The 17,108-nt window shown below is 59.8% G+C and carries 17 protein-coding genes; all 17 read right to left on the reverse strand.

Going from position 1 to position 17,108, the window contains the following annotated elements; translation table 11 throughout:
• On the reverse strand, positions 1 to 178 hold a 178-nt coding region (locus BI344_RS15745; protein WP_139167046.1), incomplete at its 3' end, for a response regulator.
• A 241-nt stretch (positions 179 to 419) separates the two neighbouring features.
• Positions 420 to 782 carry a hypothetical protein gene (locus tag BI344_RS24065; RefSeq protein ID WP_139167047.1) on the reverse strand — a complete coding sequence of 121 codons (363 nt, stop codon included), beginning with the start codon at positions 780 to 782 and terminating at the stop codon, positions 420 to 422.
• Positions 783 to 800: 18 nt separating this feature from the next.
• On the reverse strand, positions 801 to 1,019 hold the full coding sequence (locus BI344_RS24070; RefSeq protein ID WP_139167048.1) for a hypothetical protein: 219 nt from the start codon (positions 1,017 to 1,019) through the stop codon (positions 801 to 803).
• A gap of 116 nt (positions 1,020 to 1,135) precedes the next feature.
• Positions 1,136 to 1,732 carry an undecaprenyl-diphosphatase gene (locus tag BI344_RS15755; protein WP_071113825.1) on the reverse strand — a complete coding sequence of 199 codons (597 nt, stop codon included), beginning with the start codon at positions 1,730 to 1,732 and terminating at the stop codon, positions 1,136 to 1,138.
• 18 nt (positions 1,733 to 1,750) lie between these two features.
• A complete protein-coding gene (locus BI344_RS15760) occupies positions 1,751 to 2,287 on the reverse strand; it encodes a cytochrome b (RefSeq protein ID WP_071113826.1) in 537 nt (178 codons plus the stop codon).
• A 27-nt stretch (positions 2,288 to 2,314) separates the two neighbouring features.
• Positions 2,315 to 2,701, reverse strand: coding sequence for a cytochrome b562 (locus BI344_RS15765; RefSeq protein WP_083370250.1), 387 nt, complete (start codon positions 2,699 to 2,701; stop codon positions 2,315 to 2,317).
• A gap of 288 nt (positions 2,702 to 2,989) precedes the next feature.
• Positions 2,990 to 4,063 carry a heavy metal translocating P-type ATPase gene (locus tag BI344_RS24935; protein WP_277620457.1) on the reverse strand — a complete coding sequence of 358 codons (1,074 nt, stop codon included), beginning with the start codon at positions 4,061 to 4,063 and terminating at the stop codon, positions 2,990 to 2,992.
• Positions 4,064 to 5,281 carry an HAD-IC family P-type ATPase gene (locus BI344_RS24940; RefSeq protein ID WP_206600412.1) on the reverse strand — a complete coding sequence of 406 codons (1,218 nt, stop codon included), beginning with the start codon at positions 5,279 to 5,281 and terminating at the stop codon, positions 4,064 to 4,066.
• 308 nt (positions 5,282 to 5,589) lie between these two features.
• Positions 5,590 to 6,381 (reverse strand): EAL domain-containing protein, encoded by a 792-nt coding sequence (locus tag BI344_RS15775; protein WP_071113828.1) that lies wholly within the window; start codon positions 6,379 to 6,381, stop codon positions 5,590 to 5,592.
• A 277-nt stretch (positions 6,382 to 6,658) separates the two neighbouring features.
• A complete protein-coding gene (locus tag BI344_RS24075; protein WP_139167049.1) occupies positions 6,659 to 8,131 on the reverse strand; it encodes a hypothetical protein in 1,473 nt (490 codons plus the stop codon).
• 506 nt (positions 8,132 to 8,637) lie between these two features.
• On the reverse strand, positions 8,638 to 10,296 hold the full coding sequence (locus BI344_RS15795) for an ArnT family glycosyltransferase (protein WP_071113832.1): 1,659 nt from the start codon (positions 10,294 to 10,296) through the stop codon (positions 8,638 to 8,640).
• 105 nt (positions 10,297 to 10,401) lie between these two features.
• On the reverse strand, positions 10,402 to 10,617 hold the full coding sequence (rpmE, locus tag BI344_RS15800) for a 50S ribosomal protein L31 (RefSeq protein WP_071113833.1): 216 nt from the start codon (positions 10,615 to 10,617) through the stop codon (positions 10,402 to 10,404).
• A 107-nt stretch (positions 10,618 to 10,724) separates the two neighbouring features.
• Positions 10,725 to 12,098, reverse strand: coding sequence for a cysteine--tRNA ligase (gene cysS, locus BI344_RS15805; protein ID WP_071113837.1), 1,374 nt, complete (start codon positions 12,096 to 12,098; stop codon positions 10,725 to 10,727).
• A gap of 134 nt (positions 12,099 to 12,232) precedes the next feature.
• Positions 12,233 to 13,450, reverse strand: a complete 1,218-nt coding sequence (locus BI344_RS15810) for a 6-phosphofructokinase (protein ID WP_071113834.1) — start codon at positions 13,448 to 13,450, stop codon at positions 12,233 to 12,235.
• A 287-nt stretch (positions 13,451 to 13,737) separates the two neighbouring features.
• Positions 13,738 to 14,082 carry a fucose-binding lectin II gene (locus tag BI344_RS15815; protein WP_071113835.1) on the reverse strand — a complete coding sequence of 115 codons (345 nt, stop codon included), beginning with the start codon at positions 14,080 to 14,082 and terminating at the stop codon, positions 13,738 to 13,740.
• A 236-nt stretch (positions 14,083 to 14,318) separates the two neighbouring features.
• Positions 14,319 to 15,962 (reverse strand): bifunctional UDP-sugar hydrolase/5'-nucleotidase UshA, encoded by a 1,644-nt coding sequence (gene ushA / locus BI344_RS15820; protein ID WP_071113836.1) that lies wholly within the window; start codon positions 15,960 to 15,962, stop codon positions 14,319 to 14,321.
• 93 nt (positions 15,963 to 16,055) lie between these two features.
• A partial coding sequence (locus BI344_RS15825; protein ID WP_241499380.1) for a glutamate--tRNA ligase family protein occupies positions 16,056 to 17,108 on the reverse strand: 1,053 nt, incomplete at its 5' end.

Genomic DNA, 17,108 nt, shown 5'->3' on the forward strand with positions numbered 1-17,108 from the left:
TGCCATCTCTGCCAGGGAGGCCCAGATCCAGCAGCAACAAGTCATAAGCGTGGCTCTCTTGAGCAAGTAAAGCACGCCGACCATCTCTGACCCAGTCGGTAGCATAGCTGGCATCCTTCAAAGCCGATGAAATGGCTTCGCCTATCATCGGGTCATCTTCGATCAGCAATACCCTCATCGCTCCCCCAGAGTTGCGGCCTTTACTGCTATAGTCAATAGCTAGGCTATGCCATACGCCGCGCCAATCAAGATTCGTCGTCTAATAGCGCGGTCTGCCTACCGTCAACGGCCTCTCCTTTAATATTCGACGCCAATGCCTTATCGCCAATAGTACGCGCGGGACATACCAAAATGCCATTTTTCTGGCCGCCCAAGCACTCAAAGTAGCGGCTGCAACCATCATGCCGATGAACCCAACGTCACTGTTTTGCCAGGCAAGTACAATGGTGCCAAGCAGTATCAGGATACCAAGCCACTGGGTAGTCGTTTGAGCAGACAGGGAGATCGAAAACGCCGCTAGCAATAGCAAAGGCGCACATGGGAATGGCAGATGGGCTTGTTGCCAATGCAGCAAGCCTCGTGCGGAGAGCTGTAATGGCTGCGAGTGCGGCCAGGCTAGTTGTATGCCATGAAAAAGCAGCATGCTGATCACACAGCTTGTCAGTGCTCAGCATGCTGACTCGACCTTGGTAATGGCCAATCACCATCACCGCGGTAACCGCAAAGAATATAATCAGATACGCATGCTTAAAGACCAGCAGGCCAATTTGCAGCGGCGCCATATTAGGTGGCGTTTCAATTCAGCTTCCGCCACTCGCCGCTTCTTGGGCGGCTTGAGCAGCAGACTCAGCGACCTCTTCCTGCTGTTTTGCACGCCCGGCGCTGCTGATGGCGACTTGATCCTGAACAGATGCACGATTCGCCTGAGCCGTTTGAGTGAGCGCGGCAGCTTGAGTATTGCGAGAGGAAACCGGAGTCAAGGCTTGTAGCCCTGTTGCTGCGATGGGAGCGATGGACATGATCGAGCCTCCTAATAGAACATTGTCAAAGATGCCGGCAATCCGGCGCAACCCCAAGAGGGTCAGATTTCAGACTAGCTTGCCAGACTTAGCCCAGACTTAGCCCAGGCTCAAAATTACTTGGTCAATCGTCCATGCCCGCTACACCAGTCGAAAACGCTACACTGCACGGCCAGCACGACCCCATACATCGGTGGCAAATAACGCCATGCCAAGCGATAGGCGATCCAGGCACTGAACCAGGCAAGCACCGCTGCGCCCAGCATGTCGAACGGGAAATGCACGCCCAGATAAATTCTGGCCCAGGCAATCGGAAGTCCAGCAACACACAACACTTTTCCCCAGATGCGCATCGTGCGACCGAGCCAAAAGCTGCTGGCAACCGACCACCAGAGTGTCAAATGGTCACTTGGAAATGAGGCATCGGCTAGGTGAGCCAGAAAGTTGTGGCCGATACCGAGCATGAAAGGCCTGGGTTGAGGCCAAACCCAGCCAATCACCATGCTGATAGACAAACCCAGCAACGACGCTACGGCTGCCTCTAACACGGCCTTGCGCAGCCTAACTCCGCCGAAAATCCAGCCTGCAATCAACAACAAGGGAATCAACGCAATCAGGTATTCCGCCAGTATTCTGGCAGTTGTCAAAGACAGAGCAGTTGGCATCGCGGGAGCATTGAGCCACAGAAAAATCGTATTGTTGAGAGCATCCATGCCAGTATTCACCCAGAGTTATCGCTTAAAGTTGCGCAAGGGCAGAATCCGAACCAACCCGCCATCCAGGCGCGAAAAGTGGTGCCACAACGCCGCGGCCACATGCAAGGCAATCAATATCGCAAACAAGGTAGCCAGCGTTTCATGCATCTCGCCGAACAACATCGACAGGTTATGGCTTTTGCTGACCAAAGTCGGCAGAGAAAACATGTCGAATATGTTCAACTCATGTCCGGCGGCATTGGTTTTCAGCCAGCCCAACAATGGCACAGCGAACAAGCATAAATACAGCAGCCCATGCACCAACTTCTCGATCATGTACTGCACCGAGCCTGCAGGATTCACCGAAGCCGGCAGCCGGTGTCGAAGACGAGCCTTGTTCGCCACCCGGATTAGCATCAGCAACAGGATCAATGTACCGATAGACTTATGTGCTGCCATCAAATTTTCCGCATCGTCCAGCATCCACCCGAGCACGAAATTTGCTATTACCAACAGCGCCAATAGCCAATGCAGCATGCTGATAGACCAGGGGTAGTGATTTTTCTTTGACATAGTTCTTTCCTCCTACTGATAAACACCTCAGTTCAGCAAATGGTGATAGTGTTTCTTGGTCAAGTTGGCGGTCTGCAGGGATTGCTTGGCTGCTGCCAGGTCTCCGGTTTTGGCAAGCTGAGCTGCTTTGTCCAAGTCAAGGCTCAAGACTCGCATACCCTCCTGATAATCGGCTGGATCGGCTTTATATGGCAGTTTGTAGGCCCTATCCACATCCAATCGTAAGCGCGCCAGAAAGTTGGAAAACTCAGGCAGTGTTTGACTACCCAATGCTCCACCCATGGCTGACTTCATGTCTTTCATCAGACTCTTCAATTCACCAGCTCTGGCCGAAGTTGAACCAGTTATCAGCCATAGCGCCAAAATCGCAGTACTCACACAGTGGGCTAAACGGTGCTGTTCTTTCAAAATCATCGGCATCCCCAAACCAAATTGCCTCCGGCCGGAGGCAAGGAATCTAGTGCGCTATCGGACAGTGGGCCGGTAAGTGATATGCCATGCAGCTGTACGGTGCCACACCCCATGCGCATAGGAAAATAGCCAAATTAACTTAGCTCAGACTTAGCCGGCGCACGAAACTATCCCGAACTGGAAAATGGCTTGCTGCGTGGTGATTTCTATGGAAACACGGCGCGGAAGAGTGTGGTGCCCTACATTCAGGAATTTGACCAGGGCAGTAAGCCATTTGAAAATGCCAGAATCTCAAGGACTGAGGCTGCTGAACAGCTCGTTCTCCTGCGCGAAATGCAGCCGCAATACCGCTTCCAAGCCATAAAGCGTACGCTGGATGTCCTGCATGGCGGCCTCGGGAATCGGATTCTGTAGCGGATCGAATAGCCGTGACAGTCGATGGATGCCACGAAAAATCTCCTGATGGCTGCGACTTAGTGCTGCCAGCGGATCATCGCCGCCCAGAAGCGACGACACGGCGGGATAGAGCTCCTGCTCATCAGCCTGCTCATGCGGCATCAGCTCATTTCGTAACAAGCCATTCAATGCCTGCAGCGCCTGTACCTGCTGGTCGGGCTTCATCGTCGGTAATGCCCTGGCCAAGTCCGATAGCTGGGCCAGCAGCGGCTCCAGTTGCTGATGCTGCTCACGCAAAGCTTGTACCTTGTCGGCGGCCAGGTTGATCCGGTTGCTGAGTAGCGGATGAATCCTCAATGCGCGCAAGGCATTCAGGATGGCTGCCACGTCTATCGCTTCCTGCAACAACGCCCCGTCCAGTGGCGGCAAGTAGCCTGCGGCTGCGCCAGCCATCGCCAATAGCGACAGCGCCATGCCCAGCGCAACGCTTTGCCGGGCAATGCGCATCGTCGCCACCGCTATCATTTTGGCTTCAGCCAGGCGGTCCAGCTTGTCGATCAGCAGTACCACGCCGGCGCTTTCCGCCGCCGCCGCCGCACCGCGGGCGCCCATGGCCACGCCAAGCTGAGCCGAAGCGAGCGCAGGCGCGTCGTTAACGCCATCGCCTATCATCATGGTGCAGTGCGAACGCGCCGCTTGCGAAATGCAGGCCAGCTTGCCTGCCGGCGATAGCTCGGCATGCACTTCATCCACGCCTATTCCGCCACCGATCGACTCAGCAACCTCGCGTTTGTCCCCCGTCAGCATAGAGATGCGGCGCACGCCTGCCCGCCGCAGCAAGCGCAAAGCGCGTGGCGTTTCCAGCCGCAGCGGGTCGGACAGCTCCAATAGACCTTCCAGCTTGCCATCTATGGCGACGAATATCGCCGCAGAACCCTCCACTGCCAGGCGTTTGAGTTCGGTATCCAGCTATGGCTCGCTTGCCGCCTGGCGTATGATGAACGCCGAGGTGCCGGCGGCAACGAGCCTGCCATCCACCCGTCCACAGATACCGGCGCCGGCGGTTTCCTCCACCTGTTCAGGTAGTGGAAGCTCCGTCAGCCCCCGTTCGTGCGCGGCATGCAAAATCGCGGCCGCCAGCACGTGGCAGGACATCTGGTCCAGGGAGGCAACCAACCGGAGCAACTCGCCAGCCTCATGTCGGCCATGTCCGCGGATGCCAATCAGCTTGGCTTGTCCGCCGGTCAGGGTGCCGGTCTTGTCGAAAAACAGTGTATCTGCTTGAGCCAAACTTTCCAGCGCCGCGCCGCCCTTGACCAGCACGCCGCGCCCGGCACAACGAGAGATGCCGGATACCTGGGCAACCGGCACCGCCAGCAGCAACGGGCATGGGGTAGCGACAACCAGCACGGCCAGCGCTCGTACAGGGTCGCCACTGATAAGCCAGGCCATCCAGGCCAGGCCCAGCGTCAACGGGATGAACCAGAGCGCGTAACGGTCTGCCATTCGGGTAGCGGGGGATTTGGCCGCGGCGGCCTGCTCCACCAGCTTGACGATGGCGCTGAATGTGCTGTCAGCGGCGCTCTTGGCGGCGATCATGCGGAAGGTGTCGCCGGCATTGAGCGCGCCGCTGCGCAGCAAGTCGCCGGCAGTTTGCAAGATGGGCAGCGCCTCGCCGGTCAGCGAGGATTCGTCTAGCGAGGCGGCGGGGCTGGAGAGGGGGCCATCCACCGGAACCATCTCGCCTTGTTTCACCAGCAGCGTGTCGCCGGGGAGGATGACGTTTGCCGGGACGGTTTGGAGTTGTTCGCCGTCAAGACGGTGGGCCATTCGTGGCACTTTTTGCAGCAGTGCTTCCATTTCCCTGGCGGCGCGACCCGCCGCATAGCTTTCCAGCAAACGGCCGCTCGCCACCATGGCCGCGATGACGGCTGCGGTGGCGCGCTCCCCCATCAGTAGAGCGACCAGGATGGACAGCATAGCCAGAATATCCACGCCCATGCGCTTTTGCCGCAACGCGCGAAGGGAGTCGTACACCAGGACAACCAAGGCAGGCAGCGCCGACCATGCGAGCGCAGCAGACCAGTCTGGCCCCCATCCGCCAAAGCGGTATGCCAACGCCGCCAGCAGTGCTGAGGCCGGGATGCCCAGTAGCGTGATATTCAGCACCATCTCTCGCTGCGCCATGGCGGCGGCTCCTTGTATGCGCGAATCTTCGCTTGCGGCGGCAGTGACCGATATTGCTACTAGGCTGCGGGGGTAAGACAACAAGATTCCTTTTGCTTATCTTGCACCCTCGGCTCCTTGAGATGGGATGTTCCGACTGGCCAGCGATTCTCTTGGCTGAATATTACTTTTATATACAGAAACCTCTTCATTACTGGTCGAGTGACGGTACACTTTCCCTTGCTCCCAAGGAGCCTTCTCAAAAAAGCTGTACACAAACAGAAGCCGGTCGAGCATGCCTGTTGGCAAGCACGTTATTAAAGGGGCGCTCAAAGTGGTAGTACCGCCTCGATATCCTCCAGACAGTCTTCAAACAGAGGCTTGCACAACAAATAGTCCTGTATCAACTCCACCCCCATGTCCTGCAAACAATGGTACTCGTCCAATGTCTCCACCCCCTCCGCGATGAGCAAGATGCCCAGTTCCCGGCAAATTCCGGTAACACCTCGTACGATGATCTGACTAGCCTTGCGAGAGGCAATGTGACGCACCAGTTCCATGTCCAGCTTGATGATGTCCGGCTGGAAATCTGCCAACAGATTCAGGCCAGCATAACCAGCGCCGAAGTCATCGATCGCAGTCATGAAGCCAATTCGCTGGTATTCACGGAACACCTCGGCCAGCCACTTGCCGTCATCCACTCTTTCCCCTTCTATTGTCTCGAAGACGATTCTGTCGATGGGAAAGCCATATTGCTTGGCTGCCTTCAAGGTGGTACTGATGCACACCTCTGGCCGGTAGATAGCGTTGGGCAGGAAGTTGATGGAAACCTTGCTGGTGATCCTCTGCCGTGCGGCCATCTCGATGGCCTTTATCCGGCAGGCTTGATCGAACTGGTATCGGTTGGCCGAAGTGACCTGGTCCAGCACAAACCTAGCGCCTTCACCCTGTGGGCCGCGGATCAGAGCCTCATGGGCGAACACCTTTCTGGCACGGATATCGATGATGGGCTGAAAGGCGTAGCTGAACGCGAAGTCAAGCGAATTGCCTCTCCGGCACATATCACACGCTGGAGCATCGACTAGATGCTGCGCGTGCTGCACTTTGCTGATCGGATCCATCCGTAGATTCCACCTTCTGCCAATTCAGCCGTCAGGCTGATTTACTCATTTACCAGATTATCTGGCTACGCTTGGTATCTGGAATTCGTGGTCAACCTCACCATAGACCATGGCATATGCTAAAGCCATAACCGCGCCTGCCAGGTGCCGAGGACCATTTGAGAAGCTCGGTAACAAGTCATCAATTCGGTTCAGCAGTGATGCACTCCATATTTTAGGATGAGAAGCGGTCAGGATCTCCTCGCCGGCTGCAGCGGCGCCACTCACCTGAGTGCTGCTATCGACCGAGTAGCTTGCGCCGACGTTTGGATTTCGAATTGGGGTGCTGGACTCTATCGACTTTGATCTTGCTGAATAAGTCTTGCGCCCGCCAATATTCGTCATCCTTCTTCCATTTGTTTTCGATATCCGGCCAGCGGCGTCGCAGGACAGTCAGCTGCAGCAGCTCATCCTGCACCTCATCATCCATCCACTGAAAATCAGGGGTATAAACCAACAATGTGCACTGCCGTTTGGGCTCCGTTGGCCCTAACTCCATTTCCATCAGGTAAAAGAAGGGGCCATCCTGCCCCAACTTGATCTCAGCGCAAATCAATTGCCGCCGGCGCCGTCCGGCATTCGCTTCATCTATCCAATGCCAGCGTGTCCGAGACCCAATCGGATCGGGAAAGAAGGTTATCCAATGCTGACCGGATCGAATGCTTTCATCCCGTATACGGGTTTCAATCACCCAGCCCCGAGAGCTGGTTCGGCGCTGCAGGTATTCCAGTACATCCAGGAACCGTTCGAGATTGCGTCCTACATCTTCCGTATGGTTCAGGAAGTCACTGACGCCCAAATTGCCCTTGGCCTCTTCAGTCTGCTGGCCTTCGTTCATGGTCAGAGTGCTGACCGGCACATCAATGTGCCCATCAGGTTCGTTGGCTCGCAATGGTGCCTCGGGCCTGCGTTGATGGAAAGTGAGTTGCTTAAAGCCCGAAAATGGACTGCCATGCTGCAGCACAGCCAGTCTTGGAAGACGGCCGTCTGCGGGCACATCGTCCACCAGCAGATCTTCTTCATCATCCAATAACAGCGGGTTGAAATGGGGAGGCCTGACACCCCTTGGTGCGCCACCGGTCATAGCTTCCACCGCCCACGGCTCATCGCTCTCCAGAATCAGGTTGCTCATCTCCAAAGGCGGCTTGCATTCGGCAACAGCCATCGCAAAAATCGCCCACTCCTTCTGGCAATTAAGCCGATACAAGCACGTGCGTTTCCCATATACCGTCAAAGTGGTGTCATCGTTGAAGGGAAACCCTGCGTGGATGACCAATGGAGCTTGCTGCTCCATGGAACGAAGCTGATTATTAGCATGAACAGAAGCTAGGTGCTGACGAACGCTAAATAAGGCCTCCCAGGCGGCACTCGATGCCACCGCGCGGCCCAGAACAAATGCCTCCGCGCGGTTGAGACGAGTCTTGACCTGCAGCACAGGCCAAGTTTTCTCCATCTTGGAGCGATTCCAGTCCACATATTTGTCTAGGCGACCGGACAGCGTGCCGGTGAGAAAGCGCGAGGAAACGCCAACATAAAAGCGAAGGAGTTCAACAGCCGGAACAACCAACAACTGGACCATCGGATGATCGATAACTTGAACAATCACATATCGGGACGCAGCCAAAGCATCGCGATTGTTGGCCAGATGGAAATAGCTGTCCGGTATTGCGGAAGGAGTCGAAACGCCATTCAGATAGATGGTTTCGTTCAAAGCCACATCGCGGGCTTGGCGGACATTGATATGGAAAACTTCAGGCGGATTGATTTGTGGGCGATAAATACATTGGCCTTCATGTCACACCGTACCAACTTTGAATACTCGAAGTAGCGCGACATGAATCGAGAAGGCCAGTTGGACACCAGGGAGGACGGCGCTCTTTTTATAGGGATCATTCACATACCCTGGAGCGATACCGGAAAAATGCACAGTCACACTAGGTCCCAACTTTGCACTGGGCTTGATCGGTCCAATTCCGTCGACACGCCAAATTCCAGGGTGATTTTTTGCCAAGCGCTTGAGAGGAAAGACGGCCATTATATTCAATAAGCATTTAATATAATGGAAAATATCCTAATTGGATATTGCTTATTTGCAAATATTTATAGAACTTACAATAGCATTCGCGCACAAACAAGGTTGCAAACACATGCCACGCCAAAAATAAAAGCCGTTCCGGCATTTACCGGAGCGGCTTCATCAAGCGGGGTCTTTGTCTTTTAGTCTGCCTGTTTCGCCTGCGGCAAGCGCTGCAGCAGCGCGAAAGTCATATTCTCCTCGCGCGGACGGTGCCCCGCCCACAGCACCTGCCAGCCCGGTTCGGCCAGACCTTCGCTCTTGTTGCGCACGATCAGCCAATACTCGCAAGGCGGCGTCTCCCCGGCGGGGAAAGGCAGCAGGTCGATGCCGGCATAATAGCGCCAGCTGATCTGCGCCAACCGGTTGTGGCTCTCGGTAGCGATGCAGCTCGCGCCGGCCGGCAGCTTGGCCTGCATGCCGGCCACCACCGGCCGGTAGCTCTTGGCGGCGTCGAACCAGGGCAGCCACAAAGTCATGCCCAGCCCCCACAGCAATGTCAGGCCGGCCGCCCAGTTAGTGACCGCCTGGCGGCCGCGCAAATGAGGCCGGGTCAGCGCCCACAGCCACACCAGGGTGGCCACCAACGCGCCGGCAGCCTGCCACCATGACACATGCGGCTGGTAAAATGGGCTGAAATACTGCGCGCGCCCGGCCATGCGCTCCGGCCAACCGTAGTTCATCGCCGCCCAGCCCAGCCACACCAATAGGCCGAACAGGCCGAACGTCATCAGCGCGAACCAGTTGAGGAAGGCCGCCGCGCCGCGCCGCAGGTTGTCCAGCTCCACAGCGGCGAGCATCGACAACGGCAACAACAGCGGCATCGCGTCGATAATATTGGCGCGATCCGACAAGGTCAGCATCAGCGCGATCATCACCGAGAACAGCAAGGATAATTGCAGGCCGGGCGACTGCAGCTGGCGATTGCGGTACAGCGTCCAGATGGCCAGCGGCCAAGCCGGAAAGGCGAACCACAACACGTTCACGCTGTAATAGCCGAAATCATGGAACAGGCGCAGGCGATGGAAACCGCTGGTCTGCCCCAGCGCGTAATTGCCCCACCAGTCGGCGAATACCGCCGAATAGCCGCGCAACAGCAGCATCGGCCACACCAGGATCGCCGGCACCGCCAGCAGCAGCGCCAGCAGCAGGGTGATGGCGTACTGCTTGCTGCGCCAGCCGGAGAAGGCCGGCAACATCAGCGCCACCAGCCAGATCAACAACAGGTCCGTCAGGCTGGCGCCCAGGAAGGTGACCACGCTGGCCGCCCCCAGCAGCGCGCCGGCCAGGCCGGGGGAACGCAGCGCCAGCGCCAGCGCGTAGAAAGCGGCGGCGAAGCCGGCGAAGCCGGCGATCGTCGGCGTCAGTTGATGTCCGCTCTCCACCAGGCCGATGCAGCCGATCAGGATCATCACCACGCTGCGGCCGTGGCGCCGGCCTATCAACTCGCGCCCGGCCATGCCGGCCAGCAGCAGCGCCAGCGACATCAGCAGCGGCGTGGCCAGCCGGGCTGCATCGTGCGCCGGCAGCAGCCAGGGCGAGAACAGCCGCGCCAAGCCGGCCGCTAGCCAGTAGTAGAGCGGCGGGTTGTCCAAATAGGGCGCCCCCTGCAGCGTCGGCAGCAGCCAGTTGCCGGTATGCAGCATGCCTTGCGCCACCGCCAGCACATATGGCTCGTCCGGTTTCCAGGGGTCGTGGCCCAGGATGCCCGGCCATAGCCAGATGAAACACAACAGCAGCAGCACCCAGGGTTTTTCGGTCGGCTTGGCCAGCGAGCTGGTCTGAGCGGAATAAGTCAGCATCCGATTGCCACCTTAGCATTCTGATGAGTGAAATCTTGCTTCATGCGCGGCATGAAAAAAAGGCAGCCGCAGCTGCCTTTTTATGCTCCAGAAACGGCAACGCGCTTAGCGCTTGAAGAAGCCGCCGAATTTCTGGTTGAACTTGTCCACGCGACCAGCGGTGTCCACGATCTTCTGCTTGCCGGTGTAGAACGGGTGGCAGTTGGAGCATACTTCGATGCCGAAGCTGTCCTTGGACATGGTGGACTTGGTCACGAACTGGCTACCGCAGGAGCAGGTAACGGACAGGTCTTTGTAATTCGGGTGAATATCGGTTTTCATCTCTCTACCTTTCATAACGGGTGCAGGGGTTTTGCCTGCACTGCTTGCGAAACTCAGCATTATCCGCCGTTTATCGCCACTTGACAAGCGGGCGAATGACAGCTCGCTCAGGCGCGGCGCCAGCTGGTGCCGGCGGCGCCGTCCTCCAGCACGATGCCGTTGGCGGTCAACTCGTCGCGGATGCGGTCGGACTCCGCCCAGTTCTTGGCCGCGCGGGCATCCTTGCGCGCCTGGATCAGCGCCTCCACCTCCTCCGCCGACAGCTCGCCCTCGCCCGCGGCGCCCTTGAGGAAAGCCTCCGGGTCGCGGGTGAGGAAGCCCAGCACGCCAGCCAAGTCCTTCAGCACGCGCGCCTGCGCCGGATCGCGGCTCTTGTTGACTTCGCCGGCCAGCTCGAACAACACCGCCATCGCCTCGGCAGTGTTGAAATCGTCGTCCATCGCGGTCTTGAAGCGGGCGGCGTAGGGATTGCTCCAGTCTATGCCGGCGGACGCCGGCAGCTCCAGGCCGCGCAGCGCGTTGTACAGACGGGTCAACGCATGCTTGGCGTCCTGCAGCAACTCTTCCGAGTAGTTGATCGGGCTGCGGTAGTGGGCGCGCACCATCAGCATGCGCACCGCCTCGCCGTCGAAATGCTTCAGCACGTCGCGAATGGTGAAGAAGTTGCCCAGGCTCTTGGACATCTTCTCGCCGGCGAACTGCAGGAAGCCGTTGTGCATCCAGTAGTTGACGTAGGTGGTCCGGTTGGCGCCCTCGGCCTGGGCGATTTCGTTTTCGTGGTGCGGAAACTGCAAGTCCTCGCCGCCGCCGTGGATGTCGAAATGATTGCCCAGATGGTGGCAGCTCATCACCGAGCACTCGATATGCCAGCCCGGACGACCGGGACCCCACGGGCTTTCCCAGGACGGCTCGCCCGGCTTGGCGGCCTTCCACAGCACGAAGTCCAGCGGATCGCGCTTGTCCGGGTCCACCTCCACGCGCTCGCCGGCGCGCAGCTTGTCCAGCGTGCGGCCGGACAGCTTGCCGTAGCCTTCGAATTCGCGCACCGCGTAGTAGACGTCGCCGTTGGCGGCCGGATAGGCATTGCCGTTGGCGATCAGCTTTTCGATCTGCTCTATCATGCCCTGCACGTGATGGGTGGCGCGCGGCTCCAGCGTCGGCGGCATCAAATAGAGCTGGGCCAGGTCCTGGTGCATGTCGGCGATGGTTTCTTCCACCAGTTGCTCGGGCGTGATCTTGCGCAGCAACGCGCGCTTGATGATCTTGTCTTCGATGTCGGTGATGTTGCGCACATAGGTCACTTGGTAACCCGACGCCGACAGCCAGCGGTAAATGATGTCCCAGGCGGCCAGCATGCGGGCGTGGCCGATGTGACAGAGGTCGTAGACGGTCATACCACAGACGTACATGCGCACTTTGCCGGGTTCTAGCGGTTTGAACTCTTCCTTCTGGCGGGTCAGTGTGTTGTACAAGCTCAGCATGATCAAAAAACCTATGGTTGGACTGTCGAAAGTGGCGATTGTAACAGAGCGCGGCCAGGCGCTGTTACAAGCGCTCGAATAATGCAAAACCGCCGGGCATGCCGACGGTTTGCGCGCGCACGATAGCAAATCTCTCAGACTTTTGGCCAGACTATAGGCCGGTAATCCGGCAGCCCGTCCTTGAACGGCGGAATGCGCTCGCCCTCCATCAGCGGCTTGACGTAGTCGAGAAAGGCCTGGGTGACGCTGAAGCCGTCGGCAGCGATGAACTCCGGCGGCAGGCGCTTCTCCTTGTCCCCCACCTCGGACAGCGGCACCTCCGCCACGTCCCAGCAATAGGGATGGTCGTTGATGCGCCGGATACCGGCCATCAGCCTGGTTTTGCCGGCCAACAGCCACTCGACCGCGCGCTCGCCCATCAGATAGGCTTGGCGCACATCGGTATTGGACGCCAAATGGCCGCCGGCGCGCTGCAAATAGTCCACCTGGGCCACATGGGCGGAGATGCCGCGCTCGCGCAGGATCAATTGCGCCAGCCAGTGCCCGGCCCCGCCCAGTTGCTCATGGCCGTAGGTTTCCGATTTCTTGGCCTCGGCCACGAAACGGCCGTCGGGCCCGGTGATGCCCTCGGCCACCGCGATGGCGCATTGGCCATACTTGGCCAGGCTCTGGTCCAGCGCGGCAAGAAAACGGGTCTGGTCGAACGGCACCTCCGGCAGCAGCAGCAGGTGCGGCGCCTCATGCGGGCTGCGCGCGGCGGCGGCGCAGGCCGCGGCCAGCCAGCCGGTATGGCGGCCCATGGTTTCCATGATGAATACCCGACCCCAGCCCATGCTGGTCATGTCCAGGCCCACTTCGCGCATCGCGCTGGCCAGAAATTTGGCGGAGGAGCCGTAACCCGGGCTGTTGTCGGTGCCCATCAAGTCGTTGTCTATGGTCTTGGGCACGCCTATCACCCCAAGCGAGTAGCCGGTATGCTTTTCAAAATCGGCCAGCCGCTCGGCGCAGCCCAACGAACCATTGCCGCCATTGACCAGCAGATAATGGATATCGTGTCTGGCCAGCACTTCCCGCAGGCGCAGCCAATCCTCCGGCGCCTCGGCGAAAGTGCCTATCATGCGACGGCTGACGCCGAAGCTGCCGCCGGGCATGAAGGCCAATTGGGCGATGGCCGTGTCCGGCACGCCGTCGGTATCGCACAGGCGGCCTTCCAGCAGGCCGGCCAGGCCGTCGAAAGCGGCATACAGCGACAGGCCGAGGCGTCGCGCCGTCTCTATCGCCCCCTGGGCGGAGGCATTCAGTACGGCGGTGGGGCCGCCGGATTGCAGATATACGGCTCGAAGCTTGGACATGATCGCAACCTGGATAGTGGACAGACAAGGGCGGCGCCAGCACCGCGACACCGCCAAACCACCAACATACCACTTGCGGGAAAGCGGCCTCAAGCCGCAACGCCCAGCCAAATCCCGATTCCTTGACCAGCGGCAAACCGACGGCGCGGCGAAGAGGGAAATGCGGCGAGCGGCCCAAGCCGCAAGAGCGGCGGCGGACGGATAGGAGGCGAGCTTCGACTATGGGGGAAAAAACGGGAGGACCCGCCGGCGCGACATGGCGCCGGCAAGGCATGCAACGGGGAGGCTTAGCCCAACGGCCAGTTCAGAATGGCGATGGCGTCGTTGTAATCCATATCGGTACCATCTTCCGAACCCAGCACGGCCAGGTTGATCTTGTTGGCCAGGACCAGTTGGGCGGACACCAGATCCGACGACTTGCCGTTGGCGGTGACAGTCACCCGGACATTGCCTGAGCCGGAATTGATGACCTGGGTGCCCAGATTCTTGTCGGTAACGCCGCTGCCGCTGAAAGTGGCGCGCACTTCGTTGTCTACCAGAATGGCGACCTGTTGCACGGCAGCCGAGTTGACCAGCACAGTCGCGCCGAAATTGATGCGCGCGGGGAGAGTGAATACGCCTTGCTGAGCCATGGTGATTCCTCCAGATGGTACCAGCCCCGCTAGCCGGGAAGGCCGGCCCGGCTTGCAGGCCAGGCGGCTCAGGGCGATGCGGCGGGGAAGCGCAACCGCCCGGACATCGTTGCAGATGCCCTCGACCCGGCCACCATACCCCACCTCATCGGCACCCGCACCGGACCCAAGTGCTAGTTTATCCATCCCGGCAAAAGCCGCATGATTGTCCTCCCGCCCAAACCCGCGGCGCCGGTCTACTCGCTCTCCACCATCGACGGCGCATAACGCTCCGCCCGCACCGGCGTATGGACCGCGATGTAATCCCTGAGCACGTCGGCGTCGACAAAACCGGTATTCACGAAACCCGGATGCGGATCGAGCCTGGGATAGCCGTCGCCGCCCGCCGCCATGAAGCTGTTGATCGCCACGCGGTAGATTCGGGCCGGATCGATGTCCTTGCCGCCCACTTGAGCTTCCTGCAGCTCGCCGCCCGAGATGCGCAGCCTCACGCCGGCAAACTGGGCGAAGGCGCCGGAGCCCGGCGTCATCGCGGCGGCCGCCTTCAGATAGGCCAATGCCTCGCTGCCCGGCATATCCACGTAAACCAGCGTGCTGCCGAACGGGAACACCTTGAGCACATCCTTGTAGCTGACCGCCCCCGCCGGCAGCGAATCGCGGATGCCGCCGGAGTTGATCACCGCGAAGTCGGCGTGCGCCTTGGCCATCATCGCCTGACCGACAAAGGCGCCGAGGCTGGCAGGCCGGCTGCGCACCACGGCGCGGTCGCCTTCCAGCCTGGTGGACAGCTCGCCCACTTTGACGCCCAGTTCTTCCTGCCCCTTCTCCTGATAGGTCTTGAGGAAGCTGCGCAGCTTGCTGTCCTCCGGAATCAATTGGGTGTAGGGCATTTTTTTCGCCTTGCCGTCGGCGCCGATCACTGTTTTCTTCAGGTTGACCGGAATCAGCTGGTATTTCACCAGCTTGAAGCTGCCGTTGCGGAATTCGAAATCGGCGCGGCCGACATACTTGCCCCACTCGTGCGCCTGCACGATCCAGGCGCCGTTCTGCCGGTCCGGCGCGCAAGGCGCGCCCGGCACGTAGGCGTCGTCGCGCACGTTCTCCGCCTTCATGCACACCGGGTTCTGGCTGTGGCCGCCGACGATCAGATCCAGGCCCTTCACCGCTCGCGCCATTTCCACATCGCCCGGCGCGTTGACGCCATGCCGGCCGTCCGGGTAGTGCCCCATATGGGTGGCGGCGATCACGATGTCGGCCCGCTTGCGTAATTCCGGCACCAGCTGGCCGGCCTCGGCGATCGGGCTCTTGAACTCTATGCCCTGGATCTGCGCCGGATTCACCATCTTGGCGGTGTCGTCGGTGGTCAGCCCCAGCACCGCCACCTTCACGCCGCCCAGGTTGAAGAGGACGTAGGGGTCGAAAATGCGCTGGCCGTCTTTATAGATATTGGCGGACAGCATGGGGAAATGTATCCAGCCGCGCTGCTTCATCAATACCGGCAGCGGCTTGTCGAACTCGTGATTGCCCACCGCCATCGCGTCGTAGCCGATGCGGTCCATGCCGCGGAAGTCGGGCTCGGCGTCCTGCAGGTCGGATTCCGGCACGCCGGTGTTGACGTCGCCGCCGGACAGCAGGAGCGTGTAGCCACCCTCGGCCTTCACTTCCGCCCGCACCTGGTCCACTACCGTCTTCTGCGCCGCCAGGCCGTATTCGCCGTCGGCATTGGGCCAGAAGCGGCCATGATGATCGTTGGTGTGCAGGACGGTGATCTTGTAGGTCTTGCCGGAGACATAGTCGCCTTTGCCGGGTACCGCCGCGCAAGCCGACAGCAAGCCGGCGGCCAGCAGCGAAACCATGATGGATCTGAGCGAAACGCGCATTTGTTTTCTCCTTGCGTCCCGGCCCCATTGCGAGCGGGACCGCACGTAAAAATGGCGAACCCGGGGGCTCGCCATTCGCATTGCCGCCGGAACTTACTTGTTCCAGCTGTCCTTCAGGCCCACCGTGCGGTTGAACACCGCCTTGACGCCAGGCTGGTGCTCTTTGCGGTCGGTGACGAAATAACCCAAACGCTCAAACTGGAAGCGCGACTCGGGCGCCGCCTGCAGCACCGATGCCTCGACATAGGCCGGCACCTGCTTCAGCGATTCCGGATTGATGAACTGGCGGAAGTCGAGATATTCGCCGTCTTCGCCGCGCACCGCGTCCGGACGCGGCTCGGTGAACAGGCGGTCGTACCAGCGCACCTCGGCCTCGATCGCGTGCTCTGCCGATACCCAGTGGATTACGCCCTTGACCTTGCGGCCTTCCGGGTTCTTGCCCAGCGTGTCGTGGTCGATGCTGCACTTCAGCTCCACCACCTTGCCGGCGGCATCCTTCACCACTTCCACGCACTTGATCACATAGGAGTAGCGCAGGCGCACTTCGCCGCCGGCGGTCAGGCGCTGCCACTTCGGCGGCGGCACTTCGGCGAAATCGTCCTGCTCGATCCAGATTTCGCGGGCGATCGGCACTTCGCGCTCGCCGAACTCCGGATGGTGCGGATGGAACGGCGCGCTGCGGCTGGCGCTGACGGCGGCGTCGTAGTTGCTCAGCGTCACCTTCAGCGGATTGACTACCGCCATCACGCGCGGCGAGTCGTTTTCCAGCGTCTCGCGCACCGCGCCTTCCAGCACGCTCATGTCGATGATGTTCTCGCCCTTGGACACGCCGATGCGCTGGGCAAACAGCTTGATGCCGGCCGGGCTGTAGCCGCGGCGGCGCATGCCGGCGATGGTGGGCATGCGCGGGTCGTCCCAGCCGGTCACCACGCCCTCGTTCACCAGCGACAGCAGCTTGCGCTTGGAAGTCAGGGTGTACAGCAATTCCAGCCGCGACGATTCATACTGGCGCGGGTGGCAGCCGATGCTGATGTTGTCCAGCACCCAGTCGTACAGCGGACGGTGGTCTTCGAATTCCAGCGTGCACAGCGAGTGGGTGATGCCCTCGATCGCGTCGGAGATGCAGTGGGTGTAGTCGTACATCGG

Origin of the sequence: Chromobacterium sphagni (assembly GCF_001855555.1) — a bacterium.
GTDB lineage: Bacteria > Pseudomonadota > Gammaproteobacteria > Burkholderiales > Chromobacteriaceae > Chromobacterium > Chromobacterium sphagni.